The sequence below is a fragment of the Nocardia testacea NBRC 100365 genome (assembly GCF_000308775.1).
Lineage (GTDB): Bacteria > Actinomycetota > Actinomycetes > Mycobacteriales > Mycobacteriaceae > Nocardia > Nocardia testacea.
On record NZ_BAGJ01000011.1, the window covers coordinates 61,430 to 87,321 of the forward strand.

Below are 25,892 nucleotides of genomic sequence, written 5' to 3' on the forward strand. Positions count from 1 at the left end.
TGACCGGATGCTCTTGACCATCGACGTCCGCACGACCAGCACGGTGGTCGGGCTCACCGCGGGTTCCGGATCGCAGGCCGAGTTGGTCAGGCATTGGCGGATCCACACCAACCCGCTGCATACCGCCGACGAGTTCGCGATGAGTCTGCGGGGACTGGTGGGCCCGGATCTCGACGCGGTGACCGGGGTGGCCGGTTTGTCGACCGTGCCGCCGGTACTGCGTGAATTGCGGTTCATGCTGGATCGCTACTGGCAGCATGTGCCGCATGTGCTGGTCGAGCCCGGCGTCCGGACCGGTATTCCGCTGCTGGTGGACAATCCGAAGGAGGTCGGTGCGGACCGGATCGTCAACAGCCTCGCCGCCCATCATCAGTTCGGTGGTGCCGCGATCGTGGTGGATTTCGGTGTGTCTATCTGTGTCGATCTCGTATCGGCCAAGGGGGAGTTCCTCGGCGGCGTGATCGCGCCGGGGGTGGAGACCGCGACCGAGGCGCTCACGGAGCGGACCGCGTTGCGCCGGGTGGAGCTGAGCAGACCCCGGTCGGTGGTGGGGAAGAACAGCGTCGAATGCATCCAGTCCGGTGCGATCTTCGGTTTCGCCGGTCTGGTGGACGGGCTGGTGGACCGTATCCGCGACGATATCGACGGTTTCGCCGGTGACGGGGTGGCGGTGGTGGCCACCGGTGCGGTGGCTCCGCTGATCATCGATGAATCCGAGACCATCGAGCACCACGAGCCGCATCTGACGATCACGGGGCTGCGGCTGGTCTTCGAGCGCAATCAGCGCCGCGCCCGCGGTTGATGCCGCTACCCGCGGCTGTGATGTATTCCGCCGATTCGAATGTGGCCGCGCTGCCGTCTGCTTGCTAAGCTCACCGTGTGCTGAACCGCATGCGTACCCAGGAGTGTTGTCGAGGCTGATTCGCCTCGACCGTTCGAGGCATTCTGCAGTCCTCGACCGTTTTTTACTTCCTGGAGATGCGCTCATGCATTCGCCTGTTCTCTCGTCCGTAGTGCGCCGGTCGGCCCGTGATAATTCCGCCGCGGCCGCGAATCCGATTCCCGACCGTCCCATCGCCCCGGCTCTGCCGACGCGGCTGCGCCCGGCGGATCTGCTCCGCCTGACCGACGAGACCGGTGAGGACGTGCTCTCCGGACGGTACGACCATCTACTTCCCGCGGACGGTCTGTGGCCGGCGGTCGATCGCTGGGCCACCCGGCTGGTCTCCGACGACGAGGTCGATGTCTGGCTGATCAGCTGGACTCCGGACAAATCCACGAAACTGCACGATCATGCCGGTTCGCTCGGGGCGCTCACCGTGCTCAGCGGGGCACTGGCCGAATACCGCTGGAACGGTACCGAACTGCGTCACCGGGTGCTGTCCGCCGGTGATCAGGCCGCGTTCCCGATCGGCTGGGTGCACGACGTCGTGCGCGCCCCCGACCGGATCGCGGTCGCGGGCTCGTCCGGCACCGGACCGCTGGACCCCACCTTGAGCGTGCACGCCTACTCGCCGCCGCTCACTGCCATGTCCTATTACGAAGTGACCGGCCACGGCAGCCTGCGGCGTACCCACACCGTTCTCACCGACCAGCCCGAAGGTGACCTCTGATGTCGCGACTGACCATTGATCAGATGCTCGACCAGGCCCGCGCGCAGTTGCGCCGGATCCATCCCGTAGAACTGCCCGCCGCGCTCGCCCGCGGGGCGATTCTGGTGGATATCCGCCCCGCGGCGCAGCGGGCCAGGGAAGGGGCGCTGCCCGGAGCCCTGGTCATCGAACGGAATGTGCTCGAGTGGCGGCTCGATCCCAGCAGTTCGGCCCGCCTGGCGCTGGCCACCGACCACGATGTCGAATGGGTAGTGGTCTGCTCGGAGGGATACACCTCCAGCCTCGCGGCGGCGTCGTTGCGCCAATTGGGACTGCATCGCGCGACCGATCTGGTCGGCGGGTACAAGGCGCTGGAGGCCGCCGGTATGCGATCGGTGGCCACCGGTGCCGCGCACTTCACCAGGGAAGTTCGTTCGCTCGCCGTTCTCTGAATTGTTGTCCTCGGTCGAATGCGGCCGGACGACAATACATTTCCGCCGCGTGGCGGATCCCCGGGAAAATTCTAAGCAACCAAATGGTCTATTTCTTCCGGGGCGCCCCGCCGTGCCTTCCGCGAGTGATTCCTTATCGCACGGTTGGGCCGGGCGGATGACGAATCGGTTTGCGGTGCACGCTAGGGTGGTTCGCTGTGAGCAACCCGAACATCTCGTCATCCGGCGGCTCCGCGGGCGTTGTTCCCGCGGGGCGATCCAGCCGCTCTGTGGAGGTCGACGACGTCCCCGAGCAGATGCGGATCCGCCGGGAGAAGCGGGAGCGGCTGCTCGGGTCGGGCGGGGAGGCCTATCCCGTTTCGGTGCCGCGCACCCATAGCCTGGCCGGAATCCGCGCCGCCTATCCGGATCTCGCGGCCGATACCGCGACCGGCCGGCTCGTCGGTGTGGCCGGCCGGGTCATCTTCATGCGGAATACCGGCAAATTGTGCTTCGCTCAGCTACAGGAGGGCGACGGCACCACATTGCAGGCCATGGTGAGCCTCAACGGTGTCGGTGCGGACGCGCTGGCGGCGTGGAAGTCCGATGTGGATCTCGGCGATATGGTTTTCGTGCACGGTGAGGTCATCTCGTCGCGTACGGGTGAATTGAGCGTCATGGCCGATTCCTGGTCCATGGCCGCGAAGGCGCTGCGTCCGCTCCCGGTAGCGCACAAGGAGATGGGCGAGGAGGCGCGGGTCCGGCAGCGTTATGTCGATCTGATCGTGCGCCCGGAGGCGCGCCGGACGGCCCGTACCCGCGTCGCGGTGGTCCGCGCGCTGCGCAATGCCCTGGAACGCCGGGATTTCCTCGAAGTCGAAACACCGATGCTGCAGACGCTGCACGGCGGGGCCGCCGCACGGCCCTTCCGCACCCACTCCAATGCGCTCGATATGGATCTCTACCTGCGCATTGCTCCGGAGTTGTTTCTGAAGCGCTGCGTGGTCGGAGGAATCGAGCGGGTCTTCGAGATCAATCGAAACTTCCGTAACGAAGGCGCCGATTCCACCCATTCGCCCGAGTTCGCGATGCTCGAGACTTATCAGGCGTACGGCACCTACGATGACTCCGCGCGGATGATCCGGGAATTGATCCAGGAAGTCGCCCAAGAAGCGCTGGGAACTCAGGTCGTCACCCTGGCCGACGGTTCGGAATACGACTTGAGCGGGGAGTGGACGACGGTCGAGATGTACCCGTCGTTGTCGGAGTCGACGGGGGTGGAGGTCACGCCGGAAACAACTGTTCCGGAATTGCTCGAGCTCGCCGATCGGGTCGGACTGGAAATTCCCGAAGGGAAGGGCTACGGCCACGGAAAACTGGTGGAGGAGCTGTGGGAGCACACCTACGGCGACAAGCTGTACGTGCCGACTTTCGTCCGTGATTTCCCGGTCGAGACCTCCCCGCTGACCAGGCAGCATCGGTCGCGGGCCGGGGTTACCGAGAAGTGGGACCTGTATGTCCGCGGCTTCGAGTTGGCCACCGGCTATTCGGAGTTGGTGGATCCGGTGATCCAACGCGAGCGCTTCGTCGATCAAGCTCGCCTCGCCGCGGCCGGTGACGACGAGGCAATGGTGCTCGATGAAGACTTCCTGGCCGCGATGGAACACGGGATGCCACCGACCACCGGAACGGGTATGGGAATCGATAGGTTGTTGATGGCGCTCACCGGATTGGGAATCCGGGAAACGATACTGTTCCCAATAGTGCGGCCGGTCGGCCGTTGAGCGAACGGTTTGCATAGCAGGCCGCTCGTCTTGGAATTTTCCGAATTCGAGGTATTCTTGCCTCGGGTAATCGGCCTGATTTTGCAGGTCGCACGATTTCGAGAGGACGTTCATCTCATGGCAAAGAAGGTCACCGTTAGCCTGATCGACGATGTCGACGGTGAGTCCATCGCGGACGAGACCATCGAGTTCGCAATCGATGGGGTGTCGTACGAGATCGACCTGTCGTCGACGAATGCGGCGAAGCTTCGGGACGAGTTGGAGCAGTGGGTGACCAGTGCCCGCCGGGTGAGCGGCCGGCGTCGGGTGAAGTCCGCTGTCGCGGCCTCCGGGAACACCAAGGCCCGCGCCACCATGGACCGCGAACAAAGCGCGGCTATTCGGGAGTGGGCGCGCCGGAATGGTCACAAGGTTTCCGCGCGGGGTCGTATCTCCGCCGATATCACCGACGCGTACAACAAGGCCGCGAAGGGATAGTTCTTCTTTCAACCGTCGCGCGTGCGGGTTATTCACGGAACACGCCGACGGCTGGTCTTCTCGATAGCTATTTGGAATTACCGCTGGCCCCGGCGTCGATCGCCGGGGCCGCTGCGCCCGGCGGCGTTCCATCTTGCCCGAGCGGCCGACTGCCCGGCACCATAGATGTGATCGGCCGGGCCCGGTGCGCCGCAGTGCAGGAGGTCCGCAGTGTTCGGCAGTTGCTGCCGATATGGAGAGGTGAGGTATCGGCGCAGTGTCCGGATCCGTCGGTTCGTTCCTTCGATTCACCGATGACGAAGGCCGCAGGCGCGAGGTGATGTTGAGTCCCGATCGGCAGCGGATCACCATCGGCCGCTCCGCGGGGGCCGATCTGTCGCTGCGCTGGGACGCCGAGGTGTCACGGTTGCACGCCGCGATCGAATACCTCGCCGCGCACTGGACCATCGTGGACGACGGCCTTTCCCGTAACGGCACGTTCGTCAACGGCGAACGCATCAACGGCCGCCGCCGTCTCATGCCCGGGGACCGTATCCGGGTCGGCACCTCACTGGTGTCCTTCCACGACTTCAACGGCGTCGCCGACGACGCCACCCGCGCCTCCGGCGCCAGTATGCCCACGGTGCGCTCGCTGACCGAGGCGCAGCGGGGGGTGCTCGTCGCGTTGTGCCGCCCATTCAAAGGGGATACCGGGTTCGCCGCCCCCGCCACGAACCAGCAGATCGCCGACGAGCTGTTCCTGAGCGTGGACGCCGTCAAGACCCATCTGCGTGCCCTGTTCGCCAAGTTCGGCGTGGAGGACCTACCCCAGAATCAGAAGCGGGTCCGGCTGGCAGCGCTGGCCATGCGCAGCGGGCTCATCACCGATCGCGATCTCTGAGGGTCTGCGCGCCGATCTCCCCAGCTCTGGGAGTCATTCTGTTCGCTCTGGGCAAAACCGGAGTGGGAAACCAATCGGTGGGTAAGGGCGTTATGAGTGAATAGGTCTGCCGTCGGGCCCACATCATTAGGGTGGAGCGGCGGCGGCGTAATCCCCTGCCAACTAGAGTGGGAGGCGGGGGCCGCAACCCCTGGCCTTCATGGCAGGCTGAAGCCGACGGTTGTCCACGACACACCACGGCGTCAGCCGGCCATAGAGTCCGGAGCAGGAGAGTGAGGGAGCGATGTTCGAGAGGTTCACCGACCGCGCGAGGCGTGTCGTCGTCCTGGCCCAAGAAGAGGCCCGGATGCTCAACCACAACTACATCGGCACCGAGCACATCCTGCTGGGTCTTATCCACGAGGGTGAGGGTGTCGCGGCCAAGTCCCTGGAGTCGCTCGGCATCTCGCTGGAGGGCGTGCGCAGCCAGGTCGAAGAGATCATCGGTCAGGGCCAGCAGGCCCCGTCCGGTCATATCCCGTTCACCCCCCGCGCCAAGAAGGTGCTGGAACTGAGCCTGCGCGAGGCGCTACAGCTCGGCCACAACTACATCGGCACCGAGCACATCCTGCTCGGCCTGATCCGCGAGGGCGAGGGCGTCGCGGCCCAGGTGCTGGTCAAACTCGGCGCCGACCTCAACCGGGTCCGCCAGCAGGTCATCCAGCTGCTGTCCGGGTACCAGGGTAAGGAGCCGGTGGAATCCGGCGCCCGGGGCGAGACGGGTACCCCGTCCACCTCGCTGGTGCTCGACCAGTTCGGCCGCAACCTCACCCAGGCGGCCCTGGAGGGCAAACTCGACCCCGTCATCGGCCGCTCGAAGGAGATCGAGCGGGTCATGCAGGTGCTGAGCCGCCGTACCAAGAACAACCCGGTCCTGATCGGCGAGCCCGGCGTCGGTAAGACCGCCGTCGTCGAGGGCCTGGCCCAGGCCATCGTCAACGGCGAGGTGCCCGAGACGCTGAAGGACAAGCAGCTCTACACCCTCGACCTGGGTTCCCTGGTCGCCGGCAGCCGCTACCGCGGTGATTTCGAGGAGCGCCTGAAGAAGGTGCTCAAGGAGATCAACACCCGCGGCGACATCATCCTGTTCATCGACGAGCTGCACACGCTGGTCGGTGCGGGCGCCGCCGAGGGCGCGATCGACGCGGCCTCCATCCTGAAGCCGAAGCTGGCCCGCGGTGAGCTGCAGACCATCGGCGCCACCACCCTCGACGAGTACCGCAAGTACATCGAGAAGGACGCCGCCCTGGAGCGCCGGTTCCAGCCGGTGCAGGTGGGTGAGCCGACGGTCGAGCACACCATCAACATCCTCAAGGGCCTGCGCGACCGCTACGAGGCGCACCACCGGGTGTCCATCACCGATGGCGCCCTGGTCGCCGCGGCCACCCTGGCCGACCGCTACATCAACGACCGGTTCCTGCCGGACAAGGCGATCGACCTGATCGACGAGGCCGGCGCCCGGATGCGTATCCGCCGGATGACCGCGCCGCCGGACCTGCGCGAATTCGACGACAAGATCGCCGACGCGCGCCGGGAGAAGGAATCGGCGATCGACGCGCAGGACTTCGAGAAGGCCGCGCGGCTGCGCGACAAGGAGAAGCAGCTCGTCGCCAAGCGGGCCGAGCGCGAGAAGCAGTGGCGCTCCGGTGACCTGGACGTCGTGGCCGAGGTCGACGACGAGCAGATCGCCGAGGTCCTGGCGAACTGGACCGGTATCCCTGTGTTCAAGCTCACCGAGGAGGAGACCACCCGTCTGCTCCGCATGGAGGACGAGCTGCACAAGCGGATCATCGGCCAGGAGGACGCGGTCAAGGCCGTATCCAAGGCCATCCGCCGCACCCGCGCCGGTCTGAAGGATCCGAAGCGTCCGTCCGGCTCGTTCATCTTCGCCGGCCCGTCCGGTGTCGGTAAGACCGAGCTGTCCAAGGCGCTGGCGAACTTCCTGTTCGGCGACGACGACGCGCTCATCCAGATCGATATGGGCGAGTTCCACGACCGCTTCACCGCCTCGCGGCTGTTCGGTGCCCCTCCCGGGTACGTCGGCTATGAAGAGGGCGGCCAGCTCACCGAGAAGGTGCGCCGCAAGCCGTTCTCGGTTGTGCTGTTCGACGAGATCGAAAAGGCCCACCAGGAGATCTACAACACCCTGTTGCAGGTCCTGGAGGACGGCCGCCTCACCGACGGCCAGGGCCGGACCGTGGACTTCAAGAACACGGTGCTGATCTTCACCTCGAACCTCGGTACCTCCGATATCTCGAAGGCCGTGGGGCTGGGCTTCTCGCAGAGCAACGCGGAGGGGTCGAACTACGAGCGGATGAAGCTCAAGGTCAACGACGAGCTGAAGAAGCATTTCCGGCCGGAGTTCCTCAACCGTATCGACGATGTGATCGTCTTCCACCAGCTCACCACCGAGCAGATCGTGGAGATGGTGGATCTGATGATCGCCCGCGTCGAGCGGCAGCTGAAGAACAAGGATATGGCGATCACGCTCACCGAGAACGCCAAGGGCCTGCTGGCCAAGCGTGGCTTCGACCCAGTGCTCGGTGCCCGGCCGCTGCGCCGCACCATCCAGCGCGAGATCGAGGACCAGCTCTCGGAGAAGATCCTCTTCGGCGAGATCGGTCCCGGCCAGACCGTCCAGGTCGATGTCGAGGGCTGGGACGGCGAAGGCTCCGGCGAGGACGCCCGCTTCACCTTCACCCCGAAGGCCAAGCTCACCAAGGAAGACGGCGAGAAGAAGCCCGAGGTCGTGCTCACCGGCGCGTCCGAGGGTTCCACCGAAGCCGCTTCGGGCGAGTAGCCGACAGCGCAGCAAAGGGCCTGCCCACCGGTACCACACCGGTGGGCAGGCCCTTTTCCTGCGTGTGAGGGCCGGCGGTCGGTGCGAGGTGCCGGTCGGTGTGCGGGCGTACGGTGGGGGCAGTTCATTCGATACGAATCGGGGGTATCACCATGACGAATCCGGATCTCACCACCATCGCGGTTCTGCTCGACCGTTCCGGCTCCATGCAGACCATCAAGTCCGATACCGAAGGAGGCCTGGCCGCCTACTTCGAGGAACAGCGGCAGGTGGAGAAAGCCGTGCGGGTCACCCTCGCGCAATTCGACACCGAGTACGAATGCGTCTATTCGAACGTCCCCATCGATGAGGTGCCGCCGCCGGTGTTGCAGCCGCGTGGGGGTACCGCGCTCTACGACGCCATCGGCAGGCTGGTCACCGATCTGGGCGCGGAGCTGGCGGCGCGGCCGGAGGACGAACGGCCCGGCACCGTGATCGTCGTCGTCCTCACCGACGGGCACGAGAATTCGAGCCGCGAATGGACGCATGCCGCCGTACGGTCATTGATCGAACAGCAGCAGAACGTCTACAGCTGGGATTTCCTGTTCCTCGGCGCCAATATGGACGCGGTCGAGATCGGCAGCGGTCTCGGCTTCGCCCCGCAGCAGTCCATCACCTACGGGGCGGCTCCGGCGGGTGTCGCCGGGGTGTTCCGTGCGGCCGGAGCGTACTCACGGCGTCTGCAGGCACCGGCGGGCGCACCGGGCTCCGCGCGTGCGGCCGGGTTCACCGAGCAGGAGCGCCGGGAGGCGAACCCGGGCTGAACCGGGGCGTTCACTCGGGCGCGGCGGGCCCCGGGTCGGCCGGGCCGCCGGCGCTGCCGGGTGGCTCGGCGGTCACCGCGACCGGGGCAGCCGGTTCACGAGAAGCATTGTCGCCGAGTTGTTTCCGGGCCGGGGGTCGCGCATCGGGGTCGATGGCGATCCGCAGTGGGCGGCTCGGTAGCCGCGCCGCGACCCGGTAGCCGCCGCTGGGTTTGGGACCGGCGGTCAACGCGCCACCGAGCGCGTGGGTGCGCTCTCGCATGGCGATGATCCCCATTCCGCGAGTGGGGCCGGCGTGTTCGGGCCTACCGGTGGGACGGGTGTTGTCGACGGTGAGATCCACGGAATCGGCGGAGTAACGCACCGTCACGGTGGCCTCGGCGCCCGGGGCGTGGCGTACGACATTGGCCAGGGATTCCTGGACGATCTGAGTGGCCGCGTCGTCGATGGCCGCGGGCAGGGAATCGGGGGTCCCGAGGACACGGGTGTGCACCGTCAGCCCCGCGAGCCGGGGTTTACGCAGCAGTTCGTCCAGGTCGGACATGGTGGGATCGGGTTCGCGAGCCGGCGGGGGCGGTGCTTGCGCCGCGGCCGGTGGGCGGCCGCCGACCGTTCCGTTACTGTGCGACCGGTCGTTACCGGGCCGGTCGCGCCGACCGAAACCACCCCGGCGGGAACGCTTCGCACGCTCGCGCGCGCCGATCTCCTCGGCGTCGGTGGGGTCGTGGTGGTGCTGTGCCGGTGCGCCGGACGCGGGCTCCACCGCCTGGATCGCGTGGCGCAGCGCCTGCACATCCTCGAGCGCGTTGCGGCTGGTGGTCTTGATCTCGGCGACCGTACCCGCCGCTTTCGCGGATTTGTTCTCCACCTGCTGGAGAGCCATACCGGCCTGCACATTGATGAGCGAGAGATTGTGGCCCACCACGTCGTGCAGTTCCCGGGCGATCAGTAAGCGTTCCGTGCCGATCTCGAGTTCGCGCCGCTGCCGCGCTGCCGTGCGTTCGGCGGTCGCCAGGACCTGCCGGGTCCGTGCGAGCAGGCGGCGGTGCCGCAGCACTTCGAACAGCGCCGCGGCCAGCGCGACCCAGCCCAGTAGCCCGACCATCTGCCAGCCCGTCATCGCGAACTCTCCACCTGCACCACCCTATTCGCCTGCTGTGCTCGGTCGTCGGCGCACACCCGGATTTCCGGTGCCGCAATGGTATTCCGGACCGGAACGCGCCGGTTCCGGGCGGGCCGCTCGGTAGCGGCGCGTGATCACCGCATCTGCGGCAGTACCCGCGCCCGCGCGGGTATGGTCCAGTGATGGTCGACCAGCAAGTGCGTGTACCGGACCTGTCCACACGGCCGTTCGAACTCACCGTGGAGCGGGTGATGACCGCTTCACCCGCCCTCCTGTACTTGGCGTGGACCCAGGGCTTCGATATCTGGCTCGCGGAACCGTCCTCGGTGCGGATGCGGCCCGAGGTGAACGAGCCGTTCTATTTCGAGACCCGGGAGGAGGACGGGAAATCCCGGCCGCATTACGGCCGCTTTCTCCGTCTGGAACCGGGCCGGCTCATCGAATTGACCTGGGTGACCGGCGCCGGAGGCACCGAGGGCGCGGAAACGGTGGTGCGGGTGGAGTTCGTCAAACAGCCCCGTGGCATCCGATTGCGATTGCGGCACAGTGGGTTTGCCGACGAAGCGGCCCGCGACCGGCACCGGGAGGCCTGGCCGGCGGTGCTGGCCCGCCTCGACGAACGGACTGCGACGAGCTGAGGGTACGAGTAGGTTCGAGTCCGACTCGCAACGAATCGTCTTCGAAAGGATCGTGATGCCCACACGTACCGCGCGCACCGCATGGACCGGAGGTCTGCAGGACGGCTCCGGCCAGGTCGAGCTGGTCAGCTCGGGGGTCGGCAAGTACGAGGTGTCGTTCCCGAAGCGGTCGGCCGATGACGCCGACGGCACGACCAGCCCGGAGGAGCTGATCGCCGGGGCGCATTCGTCCTGCTACGCGATGGCGCTGTCGAACGAGATCGCCCAGGCCGGCGGCACCCCGCAGAGTCTGGACGTCTCGGCCGCGGTGACCCTGGGCCCCGACCCGGCGGGCGGTTTCCGGATCAGCCGGATCGCCCTGACGGTACGCGGCCGGGTGGCGGGGCTCGACGAGGCGGGCTTCGCGGCGGCGGCTGCCGCGGCCAAGGCCGGATGCCCGGTCAGCAAGGCGCTGGGCGGAGTGGACGACATCACCCTCGACGCCGCACTGGAATCCTGAACGCCTGTCCCGGGCCCCGAGGCGGGGCCCGGGACAGCGAACGGCTCCTACCCGGGCTCAGGGCTGTCGTGACCGCCCCGGAACCATGCCCGGGCGCTCGGGGTGTGCATGGCGGGGATCGCGACGAACACCGCGCAGATATGGCCGGCACGAATAGATACCAGGAGTACGGTCGCGACGCTCATATCGGCGAATATGCCGGTACCTCCGGCTGCGAGCAGTCGAACCGGCTCCACCACGAGCGAAGCCGTACCGAGCACACCGATCCCGACGGTGAGCAGATATACGGCCCAGCGCTCGCCCCGCAGCATTCGCCACGCGACAACGAGAACGCCGAGGTATATCCCGGTGCGCAGCAACCAACCACCGGTGAACGCGCCGATATCCGCCTCGTCCGGCAGCAGCGCGCCACGGACCGCGGTTTCGGTGATACCGCAGCCCACGGCCGCCACGAGCGCGACGAAGGCGGTGGTGACGGCCGTGGGCCGCGGACCGGGTGGGCTGTCCCGGTGGGCGAGTGCGGTGTCGTTCATACACCGACCCTGCCCGGCCACGACCGCTACCGGGATCAGTCCGCTGTAGCAGCTGCCTCCGCTACCCGGGTACCACCGCGGTGACTCCACTCGGTGAGCGCGGCGAAGGCCAGACCGATACCCACCCACAGCGTGGTCGATACGGCCAGTGACGCGGCGCGGAACTCCCACAGCAGCGAGGCCGGGAACTCGGCCCCCACTTCGTTCACCCCGGGCAGCAGCACGTAACCGAGGGTGACGACCAGGACGAATCCGGCCACGCCCGCGACGAGCCGCAGGGATTCGGGTCGTGGTCGCAGGGCATTCCAGAGGGACACCCCGGCTGCGACGGCCACCAGACCCAGTAGGACCGCGGCCACCCAGAGCAGCGTGCGTTCGTCGATCGTCTCCGGGTCACCGACCGCGGGTGGGTTGGCCGGATACTTGAAGAACGGTACGGCCACCACGGCGACCCAGCCGGCCAGACCGAGTCCGAGAACCAGCCGGTGGCCGGGCAACGCGGTGAACCGCCGGGCGTAATGCGCCGCGGTCGCGACGATCGCTCCGAACGCCATCCCGGCCAGGGCATCGGCCAGGAACTGCCCGAATTTCTGCCACGGCCTGCTCACCTGGGCCTCGTCCCCGTGCGTGTGTGCTGTCTCCCCGTGGGTATGTCCGGTGCCGGAATCATGGGCATGTCCGGGCGCGGGAGCCGCCGCCTCCTCGATGGCGATGGCAGCATCGACCTTCGGTTCGCCGACGAAATTACCGACGACACCCGCGAGGAGACCGGCGATCAGACCGGCGAGCAGACCACGGAGCAGCAGGGCACCGAAAGATCCGCTCAATGGCACGGCACACCCAGCAGGTGCCGCCCGTCGTGCATCAGTTCGTGCATGAACATGCCGCTGCGCGATATGGCGCCCTGGTCGAAGCCGACCAGGTAGAGCGTCAGCAGTGCCAGCGCAACGACGCCGACGGTGACGAGCACGGTCGCCGCCGTGTCGGCCGCGCGGCTCGGGACATGGGTGATGGCCATGGTGAATCCTCCTCATCCGGATGGTCGCGTCCGGTTCGCGAGTTCGCGCAGGTGCGGGTGTCTGACTCTGCCCACCCGGACGGGTGGACATCACAGTGGCGCGACCGTTCCGGGTTCTCACCGGATTACCGCATCACCTCCGCTTTCACTTGAAACTGTGACACCGGCTGTTACCGGTCGTCAATACGCCGCGAACGAGCACTGGCCACGCCGCCGGCAATCGGAGGCGTGGCCAGTGTGCGGAACGGGTCAGGAGGCGGGCTTACCCGCTACATCGAGCACGACCTCGAACTCCAGCAACGAGGCGCCGGTGGCGACAGGCTTGTTCTGCTGTCCGGCATGCGCCTCCTTGGCGGGGCCGTCGCGCCACGCCGCGAAGGACTCCTCGGAATCCCACTGGGTGACCACGAAATACCGGTTCTCGCCGGCCGTGGGCCGCAACAATTGGAAGCCGAGAAACCCGGGGGAGTTCTCGACCGCGTGCGCGCGATGGGCGAACCGCTTCTCCAGCTCGGGTCCCGCGCCCTCGGGGACCTCGATCGCATTGATCTTCACAACAGCCATACCCCGAGCTTAGGTACAGCGGGACCGGGTGGGACAGTGCCGCACGCCACAGCGTGGCCGGCGCGCGGGAGGGCCGGGCGCGCCGGTAGCGCCGCGCCGGCCTGTGGAGGATTGTGAATAAACTCGTCCCGGTGTTGCACGACGAAGGTGGGACCGGGGTTCCGATACTGCTGCTGCACGGGTTGATGGGCAGCGCCCGTACCTGGCGAAGCCAGGTACGGTGGTTGCGCGACCACGGCCGGGTCTTCACCTTCGACGCCGCCGGACACGGGCGCCCCGCCCCCGCCGAGCTCACCACCGACGCTTTCGTTGCCGACCTGGCCGAAGCCACCGCGCGGATCACCGAGCCGATGATCGTGATCGGGCATTCGATGGGCGGCCTGCACGGCTGGATGTTCGCCGCCGCGCACCCGGACCGGGTGCGCGGGCTGGTCGTCGAGGATATGGCGGCCGATTTCACCGGCCGTACCGCCGCCCACTGGGCCGCGATGGTCGAGGCCTGGCCACAGCCTTTCGCGGACGAGGCCGCCCTGATGGCCTATTTCGGCCCGGTCGCCGGTCGCTACTTCCGCGATTCGTTCCGGCGGGGGCCGGACGGCTACCGGTTGCACGGCGAGGTGGCCACCTTCCGGGACATCTCGCAGGAGTGGGGTGTCCGGTCGTTCTGGGCCGAGTGGGGCAGGCTCACCGTGCCCACGCTGCTGATCGAGGGTGAACACACCATCACGCCGCCCGGGCAGATGCGCCGGATGGCCGAACTGCGTCCCGCCGCCGAACATGTCCTGGTACCCGACGCCGGTCACCTGGTGCACGATGATCAGCCGGAGCGCTACCGGGCCGAGGTCGAGCGTTTCCTCACCCACGTGCTGCGCGCGGCGCCCGGAACCGCCGCCGAGGTCTGAGCATCCGGCCCGCAGGATCACGCGTCGGCGCCCACGGCGAACCGGATCGCGCAGCGTTCGGGCGCCGGGCTTCAGCCCTCTCCGGCCAGGGCGAAGCGTCCGTCGTCGGTCTGTTCGATCAAACCGTCCACCAGCAGTGAATCCAGTGCGCGGTCGCGCTGGCCGGGGTCCCGGGTCCAGGCGAGATCCAGCCGGACGCGTTCCACCGGCGCGTGCGCCGCCCGCAACACATCGAGCAGACGTCCCCGTGCCTGCCGGTCGGTGCCCTCGTACTTCTGGGTCCGGCGCGTCGACTCGGCCACCGGCCGGCCCGCCGTGACCCACGCGCAGCGCGGCAGCGGGCAGCGGGTGCAATCCGGGGTCCGCGCGGTGCATACCGTCGCGCCGAGCTCCATCAGCGCCGCCGAGAACACCGCCGCCCGGTCGATCCGGCCGGGCAGCAGCGCCTCGGTCTCGCGTAGGTCGCGCGCGGCCGGGTTACCGGCCTCCCGTCCGTGCACTGCACGGGCCACCACTCGGCGAACATTGGTGTCCACCACCGGAACTCGCTGTCCGTAGGCGAAACAGGCGACCGCCCGCGCGGTGTAGGCGCCGATCCCGGGCAGTCCGAGCAGCACCTCGACATCGTCGGGTACCCGATCCCCGTGCTCGGCCGCCAGGACCCGCGCGCATTCGTGCAAACGCAGGGCACGGCGCGGGTAGCCGAGTTTGCCCCATGCCCGCAGCACCTCGCCCGCGCTCGCCGCCGCCATTGCCGAGGGGACCGGCCAACGCCGGACCCATTCCCGCCAGATCGGTTCCACCCGCGACACCGGGGTCTGCTGCAACATGATCTCGCTCATCAGGATCTGCCAGGCGCTCACCCCGGGCCGTCGCCACGGCAGATCCCGGGCCGTGCGGGCATACCAGTCGATCAGGGTGTCGGAGTCGATAGCACCGGGTTCGATCGAGACGGCACCACGTCCGCCCGTACCCGGTTTGCCGATACCTGCGCTGCTCACCCGACCCGCTCCGTTCACCTCACCGTGCAGTTCCACCGGTTCGGCGTGGATGGACGCCGCGCTGTAACGGGACGGAAGCAAGCGCGCACGTCGAATCGTGCAGAATGGACACCATGCCTCAGTCCAACCCGGTAAGTGCCTGGAAGTCGCTGCGCGAGGGAAACGAGCGCTTCGTGAACGGCACGCTGCTGCATCCTAGCCAGGGAGCCGCCGATCGAGCCAAGCTCGTCGCCGGCCAGCATCCCACCGCCGTGCTGTTCGGGTGCGGAGATTCCCGAGTCGCCGCGGAACTGATCTTCGATCAGGGTCTCGGCGATATGTTCGTGGTGCGCACCGCGGGCCATGTCATCGACGCGGCGGTACTGGGATCCATCGAATACGGTGTGGGTGTCCTCGATGTACCGCTGATCGTGGTGCTCGGGCACGACAGTTGCGGCGCGGTCAAGGCGACCCTGGATGCCCTGGACGGTGGCGAGGTGCCCGGCGGCTTCGTCCGCAGCATCGTCGAGAAGGTGACGCCGTCGATGCTGATCGGGCGCCGCGAAGGACTCGAATCGGTGGACGAACTCGAAGCCCGCCATGTGGTGGAGACCAGCCGCCTGCTGATGGAGCGGTCGATGATCGTGTCCGAGCGGGTGGAAGCCGGTAAGTGCGCGATCGCGTGCGTCACCTACAAACTGGTCGACGGCCGGGCGAAGCTGCACCGGGTGGTCGGCAATATCGGGGAGACCGTCTGACCGGTGGCCGGCTGTCGGCGCCACCTTCTGGTGTGCCGTTGACGACCGCTGCCGCCCGCTGCGCTTACCGTTGACACGTGTTGGAACCGACAGGACCGTTACCGCCGGAGATCTACTGGCGGCGTCGTGTGTTCGCCATCGGCGCGCTCGTGGTCGCGCTCGCTGTGGTGATCTGGCTGGCCGTCACCGTCTCCCGCGGGGGTGACGCGCCCGATGCCGCCGCGGCGGCATCGACCTCCGAGACCACCGAGCCGGCCCCGAGTTCGACCTCGTCGTCCACCACGGCGACCAGCACTCGCACGTCCGGGACGGCATCCGGTACACGCAGTACCGAAGCCGCCCCGGCGGCCTCCGGTCAATGCGCCGACCAGTCACTGGCCATCAAGGTGTCGGTGGGGCAGCCCACCTACCAGATCGGCGAGGAGCCGGTGTTCGGGATCGTGATCACCAATATCTCCGGTGCGCCCTGCACCCGGGACATGGGATCCGGGTTGCAGCGCGTCTCCGTGCACTCGCTCGACGGCGGGCGGCAACTGTGGGCGAGTACGGACTGTTTCCCCGACGGCGATCCGGACGTGCGCACCCTCGACCGTGGTGAACAGGCCGCGTTCACGGTCACCTGGACGGGCGCGACCTCGCAGCCGGAATGCGCGGGGGAGCGGGTGCAGGTACCCGCCGGCGCCTACAACGTGGTGGCGCAGATGGGTTCGGTGCGCAGCGCGCCCGAACCCTTCAACATCGCCTGAGCGGGGGTCATTTCTTCGTCAGGCCGGCCAACCGGAGCGCGCCGCGCAGGCCGGTCACCTCGTGCAGGGTCATCGGCGTGGTCTTACCGTCGGTGCCCGGCGGCACCACCGCGGTGGTGAACCCGAGTCGTTCGGCCTCGGCGAGCCGGCGGGTCACCGAGGTGATCCGCCGGACCTCCCCGGCCAGCCCGACCTCACCGAGGATCACCCAACCGGGCGGTAGCGCCGTATCGCGGGCCGCGCCGGCGATGGCGAGTGCGACGGCGAGGTCCGCGGCCGGCTCCGTGAGCCGCATACCGCCCACGGTGGCCGCGTAGACGTCCTGTTTACCGACATAGACACCGCACCGGCTCTGCAGCACCGCCAGCACCATGGCCACGCGGTTGTAGTCCAGTCCGCTGACGGCCCGGCGGGGCGCCGGCGCCTGCGTGTCCACCGTGAGCCCCTGCACCTCGCCGACCAGCGGCCGCTTCCCGTCCATCGCGACGGTGACCGCCGTTCCCGGCACCGAATCCGCACGATGGTGCAGGAACAGCCCGGAAGGGTCGGTCACACAGGCGATTCCGTCGTCGTGGAGTTCGAAACAGCCCACTTCGTCCGCGCTGCCGAATCGGTTCTTGATTCCGCGCACCATCCGCAACGTGGTGTTCTTGTCGCCCTCGAACTGCAACACCACATCGACCAGGTGTTCCAGCGTGCGCGGCCCGGCGACCGCGCCGTCCTTGGTGACATGTCCCACCAGCAGTACGGCGATACCGCTCGCCTTCGCCAGCGACGTCAGCGCCGCGGTTACGGCACGAACCTGGGTGACACCCCCGATCACACCGTCGGTATCGGCGGCCAGCATCGTCTGTACCGAATCGACCACCAGCAGTGTGGGTTTCACCTGATCGACATGCCCGAGGACCACCGAGAGATCGGATTCGGCGGCCAGATACACCCGGTCGTGCACCGCACCCGTCCGGTCGGCGCGCAAGCGCACCTGCCCCGCCGATTCCTCCGCGGTGACGTAGAGCGCCCGCTCGTCGCGCTGCCGCGCCCAGCGATGCGCCACCTCGAGCAGCAGGGTCGATTTGCCCACCCCCGGCTCGCCGGACAGCAACACCACCGACCCCGCGACGATCCCGCCGCCCAGCACCCGGTCGAGCTCGGAAACCCCCGTCGGCCGCGCCGTGGTCGTCTGCGAATCGATCCGGGAGATCGGCGCCGCGGCGGTAGTCGGGAGCATCGCCTTGCGCCCCGGCCCCGCCGCCGCGGCGGCCACCGGCATCGCCTCGTCCACGGTCCCCCAAGACCCGCAGCCGGGACACTTACCGACCCATTTGGCGACCTCGTGCGCGCACTCCGAACACCGATAGACGGCTCTGCTCTTGGTCACTGCCACAGCCGCACCCTACGCAGGCCCGCCGACAGGGTTTATTGGCGGCGCCTTCGGCGCCGCGGGGTCGAGGCCCCCTCGGTCCCGCCGTTCAGGCCTCGAGACTTGCGCTTCGCGCGGGCGCTTTCGAGGCCTGAACGGCGGGACGGGCCTCGACCCTTTCAGGGCCTCGTAAAAACTCGGCACCGAGCAGGTGCCCTGTTCCTGAAGGCGATCAGATGGCCAGGCCGGCGCTGTGGTCCAGTCGGCATCCGATTCGAGCGAGTCGGCATCCGACCCGGACATCGAATGCCGACGCAACCCGTATGTGTCGAGTATTGCGAGACACCTCAAAGGGTTGAGGCCCGTCTCGCCGTTTCGGCCTCGAAAGCGCCCGCGCGAAGCGCAAGTCTCGAGGCCGAAACGGCGAGACACAAGGGGGCCTCAACCCCGCGCGCGCCAGCGCGCCAAAAACACAGCACCTTCGCGAGCAGGCCTACGTCTCCCGTCTTCGCGAGCAGGCCCACGTCCCCCACCTTCGCGAGCAAGCCCGTCCCGTGGAGCGCGCCTCCTCGATTCGGTCGGCGCCGGAAGCCGTGACCCGACTCCGGGAGGCCGGCGCCGGCGCCCAGAAACTCAGTGCCCGCCGGCGGAGCCCGTGGTGCTCTTGGAGAGTTCCGATTCGTAACGGGGCGCGTCTACGCCGGCGTCCACCGGCACCTGGACCAGGACGCTGCCGTTGTTCTTGAAATTGAAGGTGACGTCGTAGGTGAGGCCGGGGGTGATGTTCTGGGTGAGGCCGGTGATCTCGATGCGGGCGGGGGTGGTCTCGCCGCCCTCGGTTTTGATCGTCTCGTCGCCGGTGTGGGTTTCCGCGCCCGCCTGCGGGGTGGAGACGACGACCGTTTCGGAGGGGGCGATCTCGAGTTTGCCGCCTTCGCTGGGGGTGATCTCGACCTTCCCGAGGTCGGTGGTGACGCCGGTGAGTTCGTCGGTGCCCACCGCGCCGGTGTTCACGATCGACAGCGCGAGCGCGGCCTTGCCGCCGGTGGTGTGGGTGGCGGTGCCGTTGCCCGGGAACACGATGTGCACATTGCGCAGGGCGATATCGCCGGCGTTGGCCGTATTGCCGTTGATGGCGGCGACCTGCGTGGCGGTCTGCGAGATCTGGCCGGCGCCGCAGCCGGACAGGATGAGCGCCGCACCGGCGGCGAGCGCGGCGGCCGCCACCATGCGGCGCCGCCGGGTCGGGACCGGGCCAGCGGCAGTCACAGCAGTCAGGGCAGTCACGGGTTGTCCTCCATGTCCGAGTGGGCGCACTCCAACTAGGCACTGTAGTAGTTGGGTCGGGGCCCGGCGCGCACCGGGCGGTGTCAGGGGGGATTGCATGCTACGGGGTGTGTGATTTGTCGCACGTCACGGCGTGTCCGGTGGGTCGCGGATCGTAGTCTCGGCACCACCCCTTTGTGCGTCCTGGAACGGCGCACCGACCGGGTGTCGCGGCTGTCCCGGGGCGTCGCGCTGACCGGTAACGATCGGGCCTCCGCGACCCACTTGCGCCGCCGCGCGGAGTGGGCTTTTATATGCCCTCGGAGAGTGCGTGCCCGACACCCGTTCGGGCACAACGTGATGCACACCAAACTCGTCCTGTCAAGCCCTAGTACCTGGTCGTTGTGGCCCTGACCTGCGCAGTTGATCGCGCCGTTATCGAGTCGCGTGTTAAACTGTGAACATCGAAAGGGGCACGGGACACATGATTTTTAAGGTCGGAGATACCGTCGTTTATCCCCATCATGGGGCGGCTTTGATCGAAGCTATCGAGACCCGCACCATCAAGGGTGAGCAGAAAGAGTATCTGGTCCTGAAGGTCGCACAGGGTGACCTCACTGTTCGGGTTCCCGCGGAAAACGCGGAATATGTCGGCGTCCGCGATGTAGTGGGCCAGGAAGGCCTGGATCGGGTCTTCCAGGTGCTGCGTGCGCCACACACGGAAGAGCCCACCAACTGGTCCCGCCGTTACAAGGCCAACCTCGAGAAACTCGCTTCCGGCGATGTGAACAAGGTGGCCGAGGTCGTTCGCGACCTGTGGCGCCGGGAACAGGATCGTGGCCTGTCCGCGGGCGAGAAGCGGATGCTGGCCAAGGCTCGGCAGATCCTCGTCGGGGAGCTCGCGCTCGCCGAGGGCACCGACGACGGCAAGGCCGAGACGCTTCTCGACGAGGTTCTCGCCGCGGCTTCCTGATCGTGCACAGAACAGACGGACCCGGCCGTGGCGCCGGTCCCGTCACCGCACTGGTTCCTGCCGCCGGTCGTGGCGTGCGCTTGGGTGCAGATGAACCCAAAGCGTTCGTCCCGATCGGCGGCATACCCATGCTCACACTGGCCGTGAAGGGGCTGGTGGCGGCCGCGGTCGTCGACGAGATCATTGTGATGGTGCCCGCCGAACACGTCGACCGGACGGCAGCTCTCCTACCCCCCGATGCTCCGGTGCGGATCGTTCTCGGCGGCGCCGAGCGCACCGATTCGGTACGCGCCGGTCTCGCCGCCGCCGGTGATACCGCGTACTTCCTGGTGCACGACGCGGCCCGCGCGCTCACTCCGCCCGCCCTGATCGCCCGGGTGGTGGACGAGCTGCGCGCCGGTCATCCCGCGGTCGTGCCCGCACTGCCGGTGGTGGATACCGTGAAGACCGTCGATCACGGCGGGAATGTCACCGGTACACCGGATCGTGGCGCGCTGCGTGCCATCCAGACTCCGCAGGGGTTCACCGCGCAGGCATTGCGCGCCGCGTACGCCGACGCGGGTTCGGCGACCGACGACGCCGGCCTGGTCGAGCGGCTGGGCGTCGCGGTGCGTACCGTCGCCGGCGACCCGCTGGCCTTCAAGATCACCACACCGCTCGATCTGCGCCTGGCCGAATCCCTGCTCACCGCGGATCCGGCGGTGACGCCGTGCTGAACATGCGGGTTGGGATCGGCACCGATGTGCATCCGATCGAGCCGGGCCGTCCCTGCTGGATGGCCGGGTTGCTGTTCGACGGTGAGGACGGTTGCGCGGGCCACTCCGACGGTGACGTCGCCGCGCACGCCCTCTGCGACGCCCTGCTGTCCGCGGCGGGCCTGGGCGACGTGGGATCGGTCTTCGGCACCGGCCGGCCGGAATGGGCCGGAGTCTCCGGGGCGGCCATGCTGAAAGAAGTGCGGCGGCTGCTCGACGACGGCGGATACGAGGTCGTCAACGCCGCCGTCCAGGTGATCGGTAACCGGCCGCGGATCGGCCCGCGCCGCGCGGAGGCCCAGCAGGTGCTGGGTGATCTGCTGGACGCGCCCGTATCGGTTTCCGGCACGACCAGCGACGGTCTGGGGCTCACCGGGCGCGGTGAGGGGATCGCCGCGGTCGCCACCGCGCTGCTGCACTGTCCGGGGCGGCCGAGCGGACAGTCCGGAGACGGTGGCGAGGTGCGACCGGCATAGGGCCCGCGAGGCCGCCCGCTCAGTCCTGTGGTCCGCGCCGGACTCGATCGGCGTCGCTGTGATCGATCCGGGTCGGTGGGCCCGCCCACCGCGACAACTGTCGAGCGTGTGCCTGCGGCGGTGGAATGCCGGAGTCGCCACGCGCGGCCGAGCCGACTGCTCGCGCAGCCGACCGCACCGCTACCCTGCCCATATCCCCCTGCACCAAATCCGAGTGCAATCCATACACGAAACTAGGATCGACTGCCGTGACGCTGCGCCTGTTCGACACCGAGACACGGACCCTGCGTGATTTCACGCCGCTGGTACCCGGCCACGCCTCGGTGTACCTGTGTGGGGCGACCGTGCAGGGGCTACCCCACATCGGTCATGTGCGCAGCGGAGTCGCCTTCGATATTCTGCGTCGCTGGCTGACGGCCAACGGCTCCGATGTCGCGTTCATCCGCAATGTCACCGATATCGAGGACAAGATCCTCACCAAGGCGGCCGCGGCCGGCCGGCCCTGGTGGGAATGGGCGGCGACGCACGAACGCGCCTTCGACCAGGCCTATCGGCAACTCGGCGTGCTGCCGCCCTCCGCCGAACCGCGTGCGACCGGCCATATCACCCAGATGGTCGAATTGATGCAGCGCCTGATCGACCGGGGCCACGCCTACGCCTCCGCGGGCAATGTGTATTTCGATGTCCGGAGCTACCCGGATTACGGGCATCTGTCCGGGCACCGGCTCGAAGATGTGCACCAAGGCGAGAGCGCCGGGCTCGGTAAACGAGACCCCCGTGATTTCACGCTGTGGAAAGCCGCCAAACCGGGAGAGCCGACCTGGCCGTCGCCCTGGGGTCCCGGCCGGCCCGGCTGGCATCTGGAATGCTCGGCCATGGCCGAGTTCTATCTCGGGCCGGAGTTCGATATTCATTGCGGTGGAATGGACCTGGTGTTCCCGCACCACGAGAACGAAATCGCGCAGTCCAAGGCGGCCGGGGACGGTTTCGCGCGGTACTGGCTGCACAACGGCTGGGTCACGATGGGCGGCGAGAAGATGTCGAAATCGCTCGGCAATGTGCTGTCCATTCCGAATGTGCTGAAATCGGTCCGTGCGGTGGAATTGCGCTTCTACCTGGGTAGTGCGCACTACCGGTCGATGCTGGAATATTCGGACAAGGCGCTCAACGACGCCGCCCAGTCCTATCAGCGGATCGAAGCGTTCGTGCAGCGAGTGGCCGAACGCGGCGGGGATATTCCGATGGGTAAATGGACAGACGGATTCGCTGCCGCGCTCGACGACGATCTCGGCGTGCCGAAGGCACTCGCCGAGATCCATCACGGCGTGCACGAGGGCAACCGCGCCCTGGACGCGGGCGTGCTCGACACCGCCCGCGAACACGCCGGGCAGATCCGGGCCATGCTCGATGTCCTCGGCGTGGACCCCCTTGATCCGCACTGGCACGGCGCCGCCGATCATTCGGCCGCCGACGCCGCCCTGGACGTGCTGGTGGGCGCCGAACTGGAACGGCGGCAGCGGGCCCGGGCCGCCAAGGACTGGGCGACCGCCGACGCCGTCCGCGACCGGCTGCAGGCGGCCGGAATCGAAGTAACCGATACACCCAACGGTGCCGAATGGTCGCTGGGCGCACCTATCCCTGGAAAGGCGGGCTGATGGCCGGCAATTCACAACGTCGCGGTGCGATCCGTAAAGGCGGCACCAAGAAGGGGGCTGTCGTCGGATCCGGCGGGCAGCGCCGCCGCGGGCTGGAGGGCCGCGGGCCGACACCGCCGGCCGAACAGCGCACGAAACATCCCGCGGCGCGTCGCTCGGCGGCGAAAGCCAAAGCCGCGCAGAACAATCCGCCCGGTCGCGGCCGGCCGGCCGGGCGGCGCAGCGAGGACGGCCCCGAACTGGTGCTCGGCCGCAATCCCGTGGTGGAGTGTCTGCGGGCCGGCGTGCCGGCCAGCGCACTGTATGTGGCGGTGGGTACCGAGAACGACGAGCGGCTCACCGAGAGCGTCCGTCTCGCCGCCGATACCGGAATCTCCATTCTCGAGGTGCCGCGCACCGATCTGGACCGGATGAGCTCCAACGGTCTGCACCAGGGCCTGGCGCTACAGGTGCCGCCCTACCGGTACGCCCACCCCGACGATCTGTTGGCCCGGGCGAAGGAATCCGCCGAGCCGGCGCTGCTGGTGGCGCTGGACAATATCTCCGATCCGCGCAACCTCGGCGCCGTCGTCCGCTCCGTCGCGGCCTTCGGCGGTCACGGTGTGGTGATCCCGCAGCGCCGCAGTGCCAGCGTCACCGCTGTCGCGTGGCGTACCAGCGCCGGCGCCGCCGCCCGGCTGCCGGTCGCTCGCGCCACCAATCTCACTCGCACTCTGAAGGATTGGGCCGCCACCGGTGTCCAGATCGTGGGTCTGGACGCCGGCGGCGATCTGTCCCTCGACGATTTCGACGCCACCGCGCCGACGGTGATCGTCGTCGGATCGGAGGGCAAGGGGTTGTCCCGGCTGGTCCGGGAGACCTGCGATGCGGTCCTGAGTATCCCGATGGCGGGTCCGGTGGAATCGCTGAACGCTTCCGTCGCCGCGGGCGTGGTGCTGGCCGAAACCGCCCGGCAACGCCGCGCCTGAACGCCCCGCCCCGTCCGGCCCGGTCGACGGGCCGGCGGCCGCCGCCGCGACGCGGCGATCGGGCGTGTCGCGGCGGCGGTCAGCGCGCGGTTCGGGAGTGAATCCGCCGCGCCCGGACCGCAAATCCGGGACAGCACCGTAGAATTCGTCATGTGGTGATACCCAATGCGCCCATCGGTAAGCCGGTAGAGCACCCGCATGCGACAGCGGTGCTGTTCCTCGGTGCGCTCAGCGTGCTGTGTTGCGGGCTGACCGGGCCGGTGGCCTGGGCACTGGGCAAACGCGCACTCGATCAGATCGAGGAGTCCGGTGGCGCGTACGGTGGCCACACGCAGGTCGTCGTCGGCTTCATCCTGGGCGTGATCGGCACCGTCCTCATGATCGTGATGGCGGTGCTGTTCCTGGTGGTACTGCTCGGCGGCGGCTGAACGTATCAGTCCAGGCTCTGCTGCCCGGACCATTTCGTGCGCGCCCAGCTCGGCCATTCGTCATTGATCGAGCCGGACCACGAGGGCTGGCGACGCTCCCGGAAGGCCGCCATCGCCTCGCCGGCATCCCGGCCCTCGGCGATGTGCTCGTTCAGATCGCCCTCCAGCCGCGCGACCACATCGGGTTCCAGCCCGACCCCCTCCCACAGCAGCCGTTTGGACAGCGCGGCGCTCAAGGGGGCCGAACCCCCCGCGATATCGTGGGCCACCGCCATCGCGGTCGGCACCACCTCCGCCGCCGGCAGGCAGGCATTGGCCAGGCCCATGGCCCGGGCTTCCGCCCCGTCGAAGGTACGGCCGGTGAGCAGGATATCGGCGGCATTGGCCAGCCCGGCCAGCCGCGGCAGCGTCCAGTGCGCATAACCGTCGGCCAGTACTCCGCGCCGGACCTGGCTCAGCGCGTAGACCGCGTCGTCGGCCATGTAGCGCAGATCGCACTGCAACGCCAGCGCCAGCCCGGCCCCCACGGCGTGCCCGTTGACCGCCGCGATCACCGGCTTACGTACCCGGAACGGCGGTGGATCGATACTCGCGCTCACCTCGCCCACCCGGTCGGAGAGATCGGCGCCCGCACAGAAAGCGGGCGGGGTACCGGTGATCACCACGACCCGGATGGCGTCCTCGGCGTCGCACCGCTTCAGCGCTGCACCCAGCGCCTCGGTCATGGCAGGGTTGAACGCGTTCTGTTTCGCCGGCCGATTCAACGTGAGGACGGCGATGCCCGCTGAGACATCGACGAGCAATTCCGAACTCATGGCTCGGATGGTAGCTGGGTTTATGGCGCGGCGGCGCGCGCGGGGGTTGGGGGGTGTGGGGTGGAAGGGTGGAAGGCGGGAGTCGCGGGCTTGCTGTTGGAGGCGCTGAGTTCGGGGCGCCGGCCGCGGGATCGAGGGGTGGGCTGGTTCGTGAGGGTGGGGGTGGGCTGGTTCGTGAAGGTGCTGTGTTTTTTGGCGGCGCCTGCGGCGCCGCGGGGTTGAGGCCCCCTTGGTCTCGCCGTTTCGGCCTCGAGACTTGCGCTTCGCGCGGGCGCTTTCGAGGCCGAAACGGCGAGACGGGCCTCAACCCTTTCAGGTGTCTCGTAAAACTCGACGCATGCGGGTTGCGTGAGCCTTCGAGGTCTGGGTCGGAGGTCGACTCGACCGCTCGGGTCGGTTTGCGGTGACGTCGGCATGGCGAGGTCCGGGTCGGATGTCGACTCGACCGCCCCGGCCGACCTGGCGTCTGATCGCGTTCACGAACAGCAGCGCTTTCTCGGTGCCGAGTTCGGCGAGGCCCACAAAGGGTCGAGGCCCGTCCCGCCGTTCAGGCCTCGAAAGCGCCCGCAAGTCTCGAGGCCTGAACGGCGGGACCTCCGGGGGCCTCGACCCCGCGGCGCCGGAGGCGC

At 68.2% G+C, this 25,892-nt stretch carries 28 protein-coding genes and 1 riboswitch; of the genes, 19 read left to right on the forward strand and 9 right to left on the reverse strand.

The annotated features are described in order from the left end of the window. Window positions 1–7: 7 nt before the first annotated feature. From ON38_RS01735 to ON38_RS01770, 8 genes are all read left to right on the forward strand, one after another. Window positions 8–802, forward strand: a complete 795-nt coding sequence (locus ON38_RS01735) for a type III pantothenate kinase (RefSeq protein WP_039821772.1) — start codon at window positions 8–10, stop codon at window positions 800–802. Between the two features lie 184 nt (window positions 803–986). Beyond that, a complete protein-coding gene (locus ON38_RS01740; protein ID WP_083872103.1) occupies window positions 987–1,613 on the forward strand; it encodes a cupin domain-containing protein in 627 nt (208 codons plus the stop codon). Window positions 1,614–1,621: 8 nt separating this feature from the next. Continuing rightward, complete coding sequence (locus ON38_RS01745) at window positions 1,622–2,044, forward strand: rhodanese-like domain-containing protein (RefSeq protein ID WP_030524142.1); 423 nt, start codon at window positions 1,622–1,624, stop codon at window positions 2,042–2,044. A 296-nt stretch (window positions 2,045–2,340) separates the two neighbouring features. Further along, window positions 2,341–3,807 (forward strand): lysine--tRNA ligase, encoded by a 1,467-nt coding sequence (lysS, locus tag ON38_RS01750; RefSeq protein ID WP_051164281.1) that lies wholly within the window; start codon window positions 2,341–2,343, stop codon window positions 3,805–3,807. 117 nt (window positions 3,808–3,924) lie between these two features. Next, window positions 3,925–4,284 (forward strand): histone-like nucleoid-structuring protein Lsr2, encoded by a 360-nt coding sequence (locus tag ON38_RS01755; RefSeq protein ID WP_039821776.1) that lies wholly within the window; start codon window positions 3,925–3,927, stop codon window positions 4,282–4,284. A 319-nt stretch (window positions 4,285–4,603) separates the two neighbouring features. Next, on the forward strand, window positions 4,604–5,164 hold the full coding sequence (locus tag ON38_RS01760; protein WP_083872141.1) for an FHA domain-containing protein: 561 nt from the start codon (window positions 4,604–4,606) through the stop codon (window positions 5,162–5,164). Window positions 5,165–5,447: 283 nt separating this feature from the next. Further along, window positions 5,448–8,003 carry an ATP-dependent Clp protease ATP-binding subunit gene (locus tag ON38_RS01765; protein WP_039821778.1) on the forward strand — a complete coding sequence of 852 codons (2,556 nt, stop codon included), beginning with the start codon at window positions 5,448–5,450 and terminating at the stop codon, window positions 8,001–8,003. 152 nt (window positions 8,004–8,155) lie between these two features. After that, on the forward strand, window positions 8,156–8,806 hold the full coding sequence (locus tag ON38_RS01770; protein WP_085995323.1) for a vWA domain-containing protein: 651 nt from the start codon (window positions 8,156–8,158) through the stop codon (window positions 8,804–8,806). Between the two features lie 10 nt (window positions 8,807–8,816). Here ON38_RS01770 and ON38_RS01775 read toward each other — a convergent pair whose 3' ends face one another. Further along, a complete protein-coding gene (locus ON38_RS01775) occupies window positions 8,817–9,926 on the reverse strand; it encodes a sensor histidine kinase (protein ID WP_051164262.1) in 1,110 nt (369 codons plus the stop codon). Between the two features lie 185 nt (window positions 9,927–10,111). On the opposite strand from ON38_RS01775, the gene ON38_RS01780 reads away from it, so the two are divergent. Beyond that, a complete protein-coding gene (locus ON38_RS01780; protein ID WP_039821780.1) occupies window positions 10,112–10,567 on the forward strand; it encodes an SRPBCC family protein in 456 nt (151 codons plus the stop codon). A gap of 55 nt (window positions 10,568–10,622) precedes the next feature. Further along, the gene (locus tag ON38_RS01785) at window positions 10,623–11,066 is read left to right on the forward strand and encodes an OsmC family peroxiredoxin (protein WP_039821782.1); all 444 of its coding nucleotides are present in this window, start codon (window positions 10,623–10,625) and stop codon (window positions 11,064–11,066) included. 47 nt (window positions 11,067–11,113) lie between these two features. Here the strand turns inward: ON38_RS01785 and ON38_RS33880 are convergent, their stop codons facing one another. From ON38_RS33880 to mhuD, 4 genes are all read right to left on the reverse strand, one after another. After that, window positions 11,114–11,599, reverse strand: a complete 486-nt coding sequence (locus tag ON38_RS33880; protein ID WP_051164263.1) for a hypothetical protein — start codon at window positions 11,597–11,599, stop codon at window positions 11,114–11,116. 35 nt (window positions 11,600–11,634) lie between these two features. Next, window positions 11,635–12,432, reverse strand: coding sequence for a CbtA family protein (locus ON38_RS01795; protein ID WP_039821784.1), 798 nt, complete (start codon window positions 12,430–12,432; stop codon window positions 11,635–11,637). Beyond that, window positions 12,423–12,617: a CbtB domain-containing protein gene (locus tag ON38_RS01800; protein ID WP_039821785.1), complete on the reverse strand. Its 195-nt coding sequence runs from the start codon at window positions 12,615–12,617 to the stop codon at window positions 12,423–12,425. The genes ON38_RS01795 and ON38_RS01800 overlap by 10 nt, the downstream gene beginning before the upstream one ends. Window positions 12,618–12,652: 35 nt before the next feature. Beyond that, window positions 12,653–12,798, reverse strand: a riboswitch (cobalamin riboswitch). A gap of 68 nt (window positions 12,799–12,866) precedes the next feature. Further along, window positions 12,867–13,181, reverse strand: a complete 315-nt coding sequence (gene mhuD, locus ON38_RS01805) for a mycobilin-forming heme oxygenase MhuD (protein ID WP_039821787.1) — start codon at window positions 13,179–13,181, stop codon at window positions 12,867–12,869. A 131-nt stretch (window positions 13,182–13,312) separates the two neighbouring features. On the opposite strand from mhuD, the gene ON38_RS01810 reads away from it, so the two are divergent. Beyond that, the gene (locus ON38_RS01810; protein WP_039821989.1) at window positions 13,313–14,083 is read left to right on the forward strand and encodes an alpha/beta fold hydrolase; all 771 of its coding nucleotides are present in this window, start codon (window positions 13,313–13,315) and stop codon (window positions 14,081–14,083) included. 71 nt (window positions 14,084–14,154) lie between these two features. Here the strand turns inward: ON38_RS01810 and ON38_RS01815 are convergent, their stop codons facing one another. Continuing rightward, on the reverse strand, window positions 14,155–15,030 hold the full coding sequence (locus ON38_RS01815; protein WP_039821991.1) for an HhH-GPD family protein: 876 nt from the start codon (window positions 15,028–15,030) through the stop codon (window positions 14,155–14,157). A 167-nt stretch (window positions 15,031–15,197) separates the two neighbouring features. Between ON38_RS01815 and ON38_RS01820 the strand changes: the two genes are divergently transcribed. Together ON38_RS01820 and ON38_RS01825 are read left to right on the forward strand one after the other, a co-directional pair. Beyond that, a complete protein-coding gene (locus ON38_RS01820; RefSeq protein ID WP_039821992.1) occupies window positions 15,198–15,821 on the forward strand; it encodes a carbonic anhydrase in 624 nt (207 codons plus the stop codon). A gap of 77 nt (window positions 15,822–15,898) precedes the next feature. Then, a complete protein-coding gene (locus tag ON38_RS01825; protein WP_039821789.1) occupies window positions 15,899–16,567 on the forward strand; it encodes a hypothetical protein in 669 nt (222 codons plus the stop codon). 7 nt (window positions 16,568–16,574) lie between these two features. Here the strand turns inward: ON38_RS01825 and radA are convergent, their stop codons facing one another. Next, window positions 16,575–17,945: a DNA repair protein RadA gene (gene radA / locus ON38_RS01830; protein ID WP_051164264.1), complete on the reverse strand. Its 1,371-nt coding sequence runs from the start codon at window positions 17,943–17,945 to the stop codon at window positions 16,575–16,577. 615 nt (window positions 17,946–18,560) lie between these two features. Further along, a complete protein-coding gene (locus ON38_RS01840; RefSeq protein WP_306306646.1) occupies window positions 18,561–19,196 on the reverse strand; it encodes a copper chaperone PCu(A)C domain-containing protein in 636 nt (211 codons plus the stop codon). A 481-nt stretch (window positions 19,197–19,677) separates the two neighbouring features. Here ON38_RS01840 and carD point away from each other — a divergent pair, with 481 nt between their 5' ends. From carD to ON38_RS01870, 6 genes are all read left to right on the forward strand, one after another. Then, window positions 19,678–20,166: an RNA polymerase-binding transcription factor CarD gene (carD, locus tag ON38_RS01845; RefSeq protein WP_011206964.1), complete on the forward strand. Its 489-nt coding sequence runs from the start codon at window positions 19,678–19,680 to the stop codon at window positions 20,164–20,166. Window positions 20,167–20,168: 2 nt separating this feature from the next. After that, window positions 20,169–20,882, forward strand: a complete 714-nt coding sequence (ispD, locus tag ON38_RS01850) for a 2-C-methyl-D-erythritol 4-phosphate cytidylyltransferase (RefSeq protein ID WP_083872105.1) — start codon at window positions 20,169–20,171, stop codon at window positions 20,880–20,882. A 2-nt stretch (window positions 20,883–20,884) separates the two neighbouring features. After that, entirely contained in the window at window positions 20,885–21,397 is a 513-nt protein-coding gene (ispF, locus tag ON38_RS01855) for a 2-C-methyl-D-erythritol 2,4-cyclodiphosphate synthase (RefSeq protein WP_051164283.1), read from the forward strand. A gap of 248 nt (window positions 21,398–21,645) precedes the next feature. Continuing rightward, complete coding sequence (gene cysS / locus ON38_RS01860) at window positions 21,646–23,052, forward strand: cysteine--tRNA ligase (protein WP_039821794.1); 1,407 nt, start codon at window positions 21,646–21,648, stop codon at window positions 23,050–23,052. Then, the gene (rlmB, locus tag ON38_RS01865) at window positions 23,052–24,020 is read left to right on the forward strand and encodes a 23S rRNA (guanosine(2251)-2'-O)-methyltransferase RlmB (RefSeq protein WP_039821997.1); all 969 of its coding nucleotides are present in this window, start codon (window positions 23,052–23,054) and stop codon (window positions 24,018–24,020) included. The genes cysS and rlmB overlap by 1 nt, the downstream gene beginning before the upstream one ends. 152 nt (window positions 24,021–24,172) lie before the next feature. Then, window positions 24,173–24,448, forward strand: coding sequence for a DUF4190 domain-containing protein (locus ON38_RS01870; RefSeq protein ID WP_039821795.1), 276 nt, complete (start codon window positions 24,173–24,175; stop codon window positions 24,446–24,448). A 5-nt stretch (window positions 24,449–24,453) separates the two neighbouring features. Here ON38_RS01870 and ON38_RS01875 read toward each other — a convergent pair whose 3' ends face one another. Beyond that, complete coding sequence (locus ON38_RS01875; protein ID WP_039821796.1) at window positions 24,454–25,263, reverse strand: enoyl-CoA hydratase/isomerase family protein; 810 nt, start codon at window positions 25,261–25,263, stop codon at window positions 24,454–24,456. Between the last annotated feature and the right edge of the window lie 629 nt (window positions 25,264–25,892).

Bases quoted from the DNA above. Each gene is read 5' to 3' on its own strand.
- ON38_RS01735 (WP_039821772.1), top strand. From the start codon at position 8: ATGCTCTTGACCATCGACGTCCGCACGACCAGCACGGTGGTCGGGCTC.
- ON38_RS01740 (WP_083872103.1), top strand. From the start codon at position 987: ATGCATTCGCCTGTTCTCTCGTCCGTAGTGCGCCGGTCGGCCCGTGAT.
- lysS (WP_051164281.1), top strand. From the start codon at position 2,341: ATGCGGATCCGCCGGGAGAAGCGGGAGCGGCTGCTCGGGTCGGGCGGG.
- ON38_RS01755 (WP_039821776.1), top strand. From the start codon at position 3,925: ATGGCAAAGAAGGTCACCGTTAGCCTGATCGACGATGTCGACGGTGAG.
- ON38_RS01760 (WP_083872141.1), top strand. From the start codon at position 4,604: ATGTTGAGTCCCGATCGGCAGCGGATCACCATCGGCCGCTCCGCGGGG.
- ON38_RS01765 (WP_039821778.1), top strand. From the start codon at position 5,448: ATGTTCGAGAGGTTCACCGACCGCGCGAGGCGTGTCGTCGTCCTGGCC.
- ON38_RS01770 (WP_085995323.1), top strand. From the start codon at position 8,156: ATGACGAATCCGGATCTCACCACCATCGCGGTTCTGCTCGACCGTTCC.
- ON38_RS01775 (WP_051164262.1), bottom strand. From the start codon at position 9,926: ATGACGGGCTGGCAGATGGTCGGGCTACTGGGCTGGGTCGCGCTGGCC.
- ON38_RS01780 (WP_039821780.1), top strand. From the start codon at position 10,112: ATGGTCGACCAGCAAGTGCGTGTACCGGACCTGTCCACACGGCCGTTC.
- ON38_RS01785 (WP_039821782.1), top strand. From the start codon at position 10,623: ATGCCCACACGTACCGCGCGCACCGCATGGACCGGAGGTCTGCAGGAC.
- ON38_RS33880 (WP_051164263.1), bottom strand. From the start codon at position 11,599: ATGAACGACACCGCACTCGCCCACCGGGACAGCCCACCCGGTCCGCGG.
- ON38_RS01800 (WP_039821785.1), bottom strand. From the start codon at position 12,617: ATGGCCATCACCCATGTCCCGAGCCGCGCGGCCGACACGGCGGCGACC.
- mhuD (WP_039821787.1), bottom strand. From the start codon at position 13,181: ATGGCTGTTGTGAAGATCAATGCGATCGAGGTCCCCGAGGGCGCGGGA.
- ON38_RS01820 (WP_039821992.1), top strand. From the start codon at position 15,198: ATGCCTCAGTCCAACCCGGTAAGTGCCTGGAAGTCGCTGCGCGAGGGA.
- carD (WP_011206964.1), top strand. From the start codon at position 19,678: ATGATTTTTAAGGTCGGAGATACCGTCGTTTATCCCCATCATGGGGCG.
- ispF (WP_051164283.1), top strand. From the start codon at position 20,885: ATGCGGGTTGGGATCGGCACCGATGTGCATCCGATCGAGCCGGGCCGT.
- rlmB (WP_039821997.1), top strand. From the start codon at position 23,052: ATGGCCGGCAATTCACAACGTCGCGGTGCGATCCGTAAAGGCGGCACC.
- ON38_RS01875 (WP_039821796.1), bottom strand. From the start codon at position 25,263: ATGAGTTCGGAATTGCTCGTCGATGTCTCAGCGGGCATCGCCGTCCTC.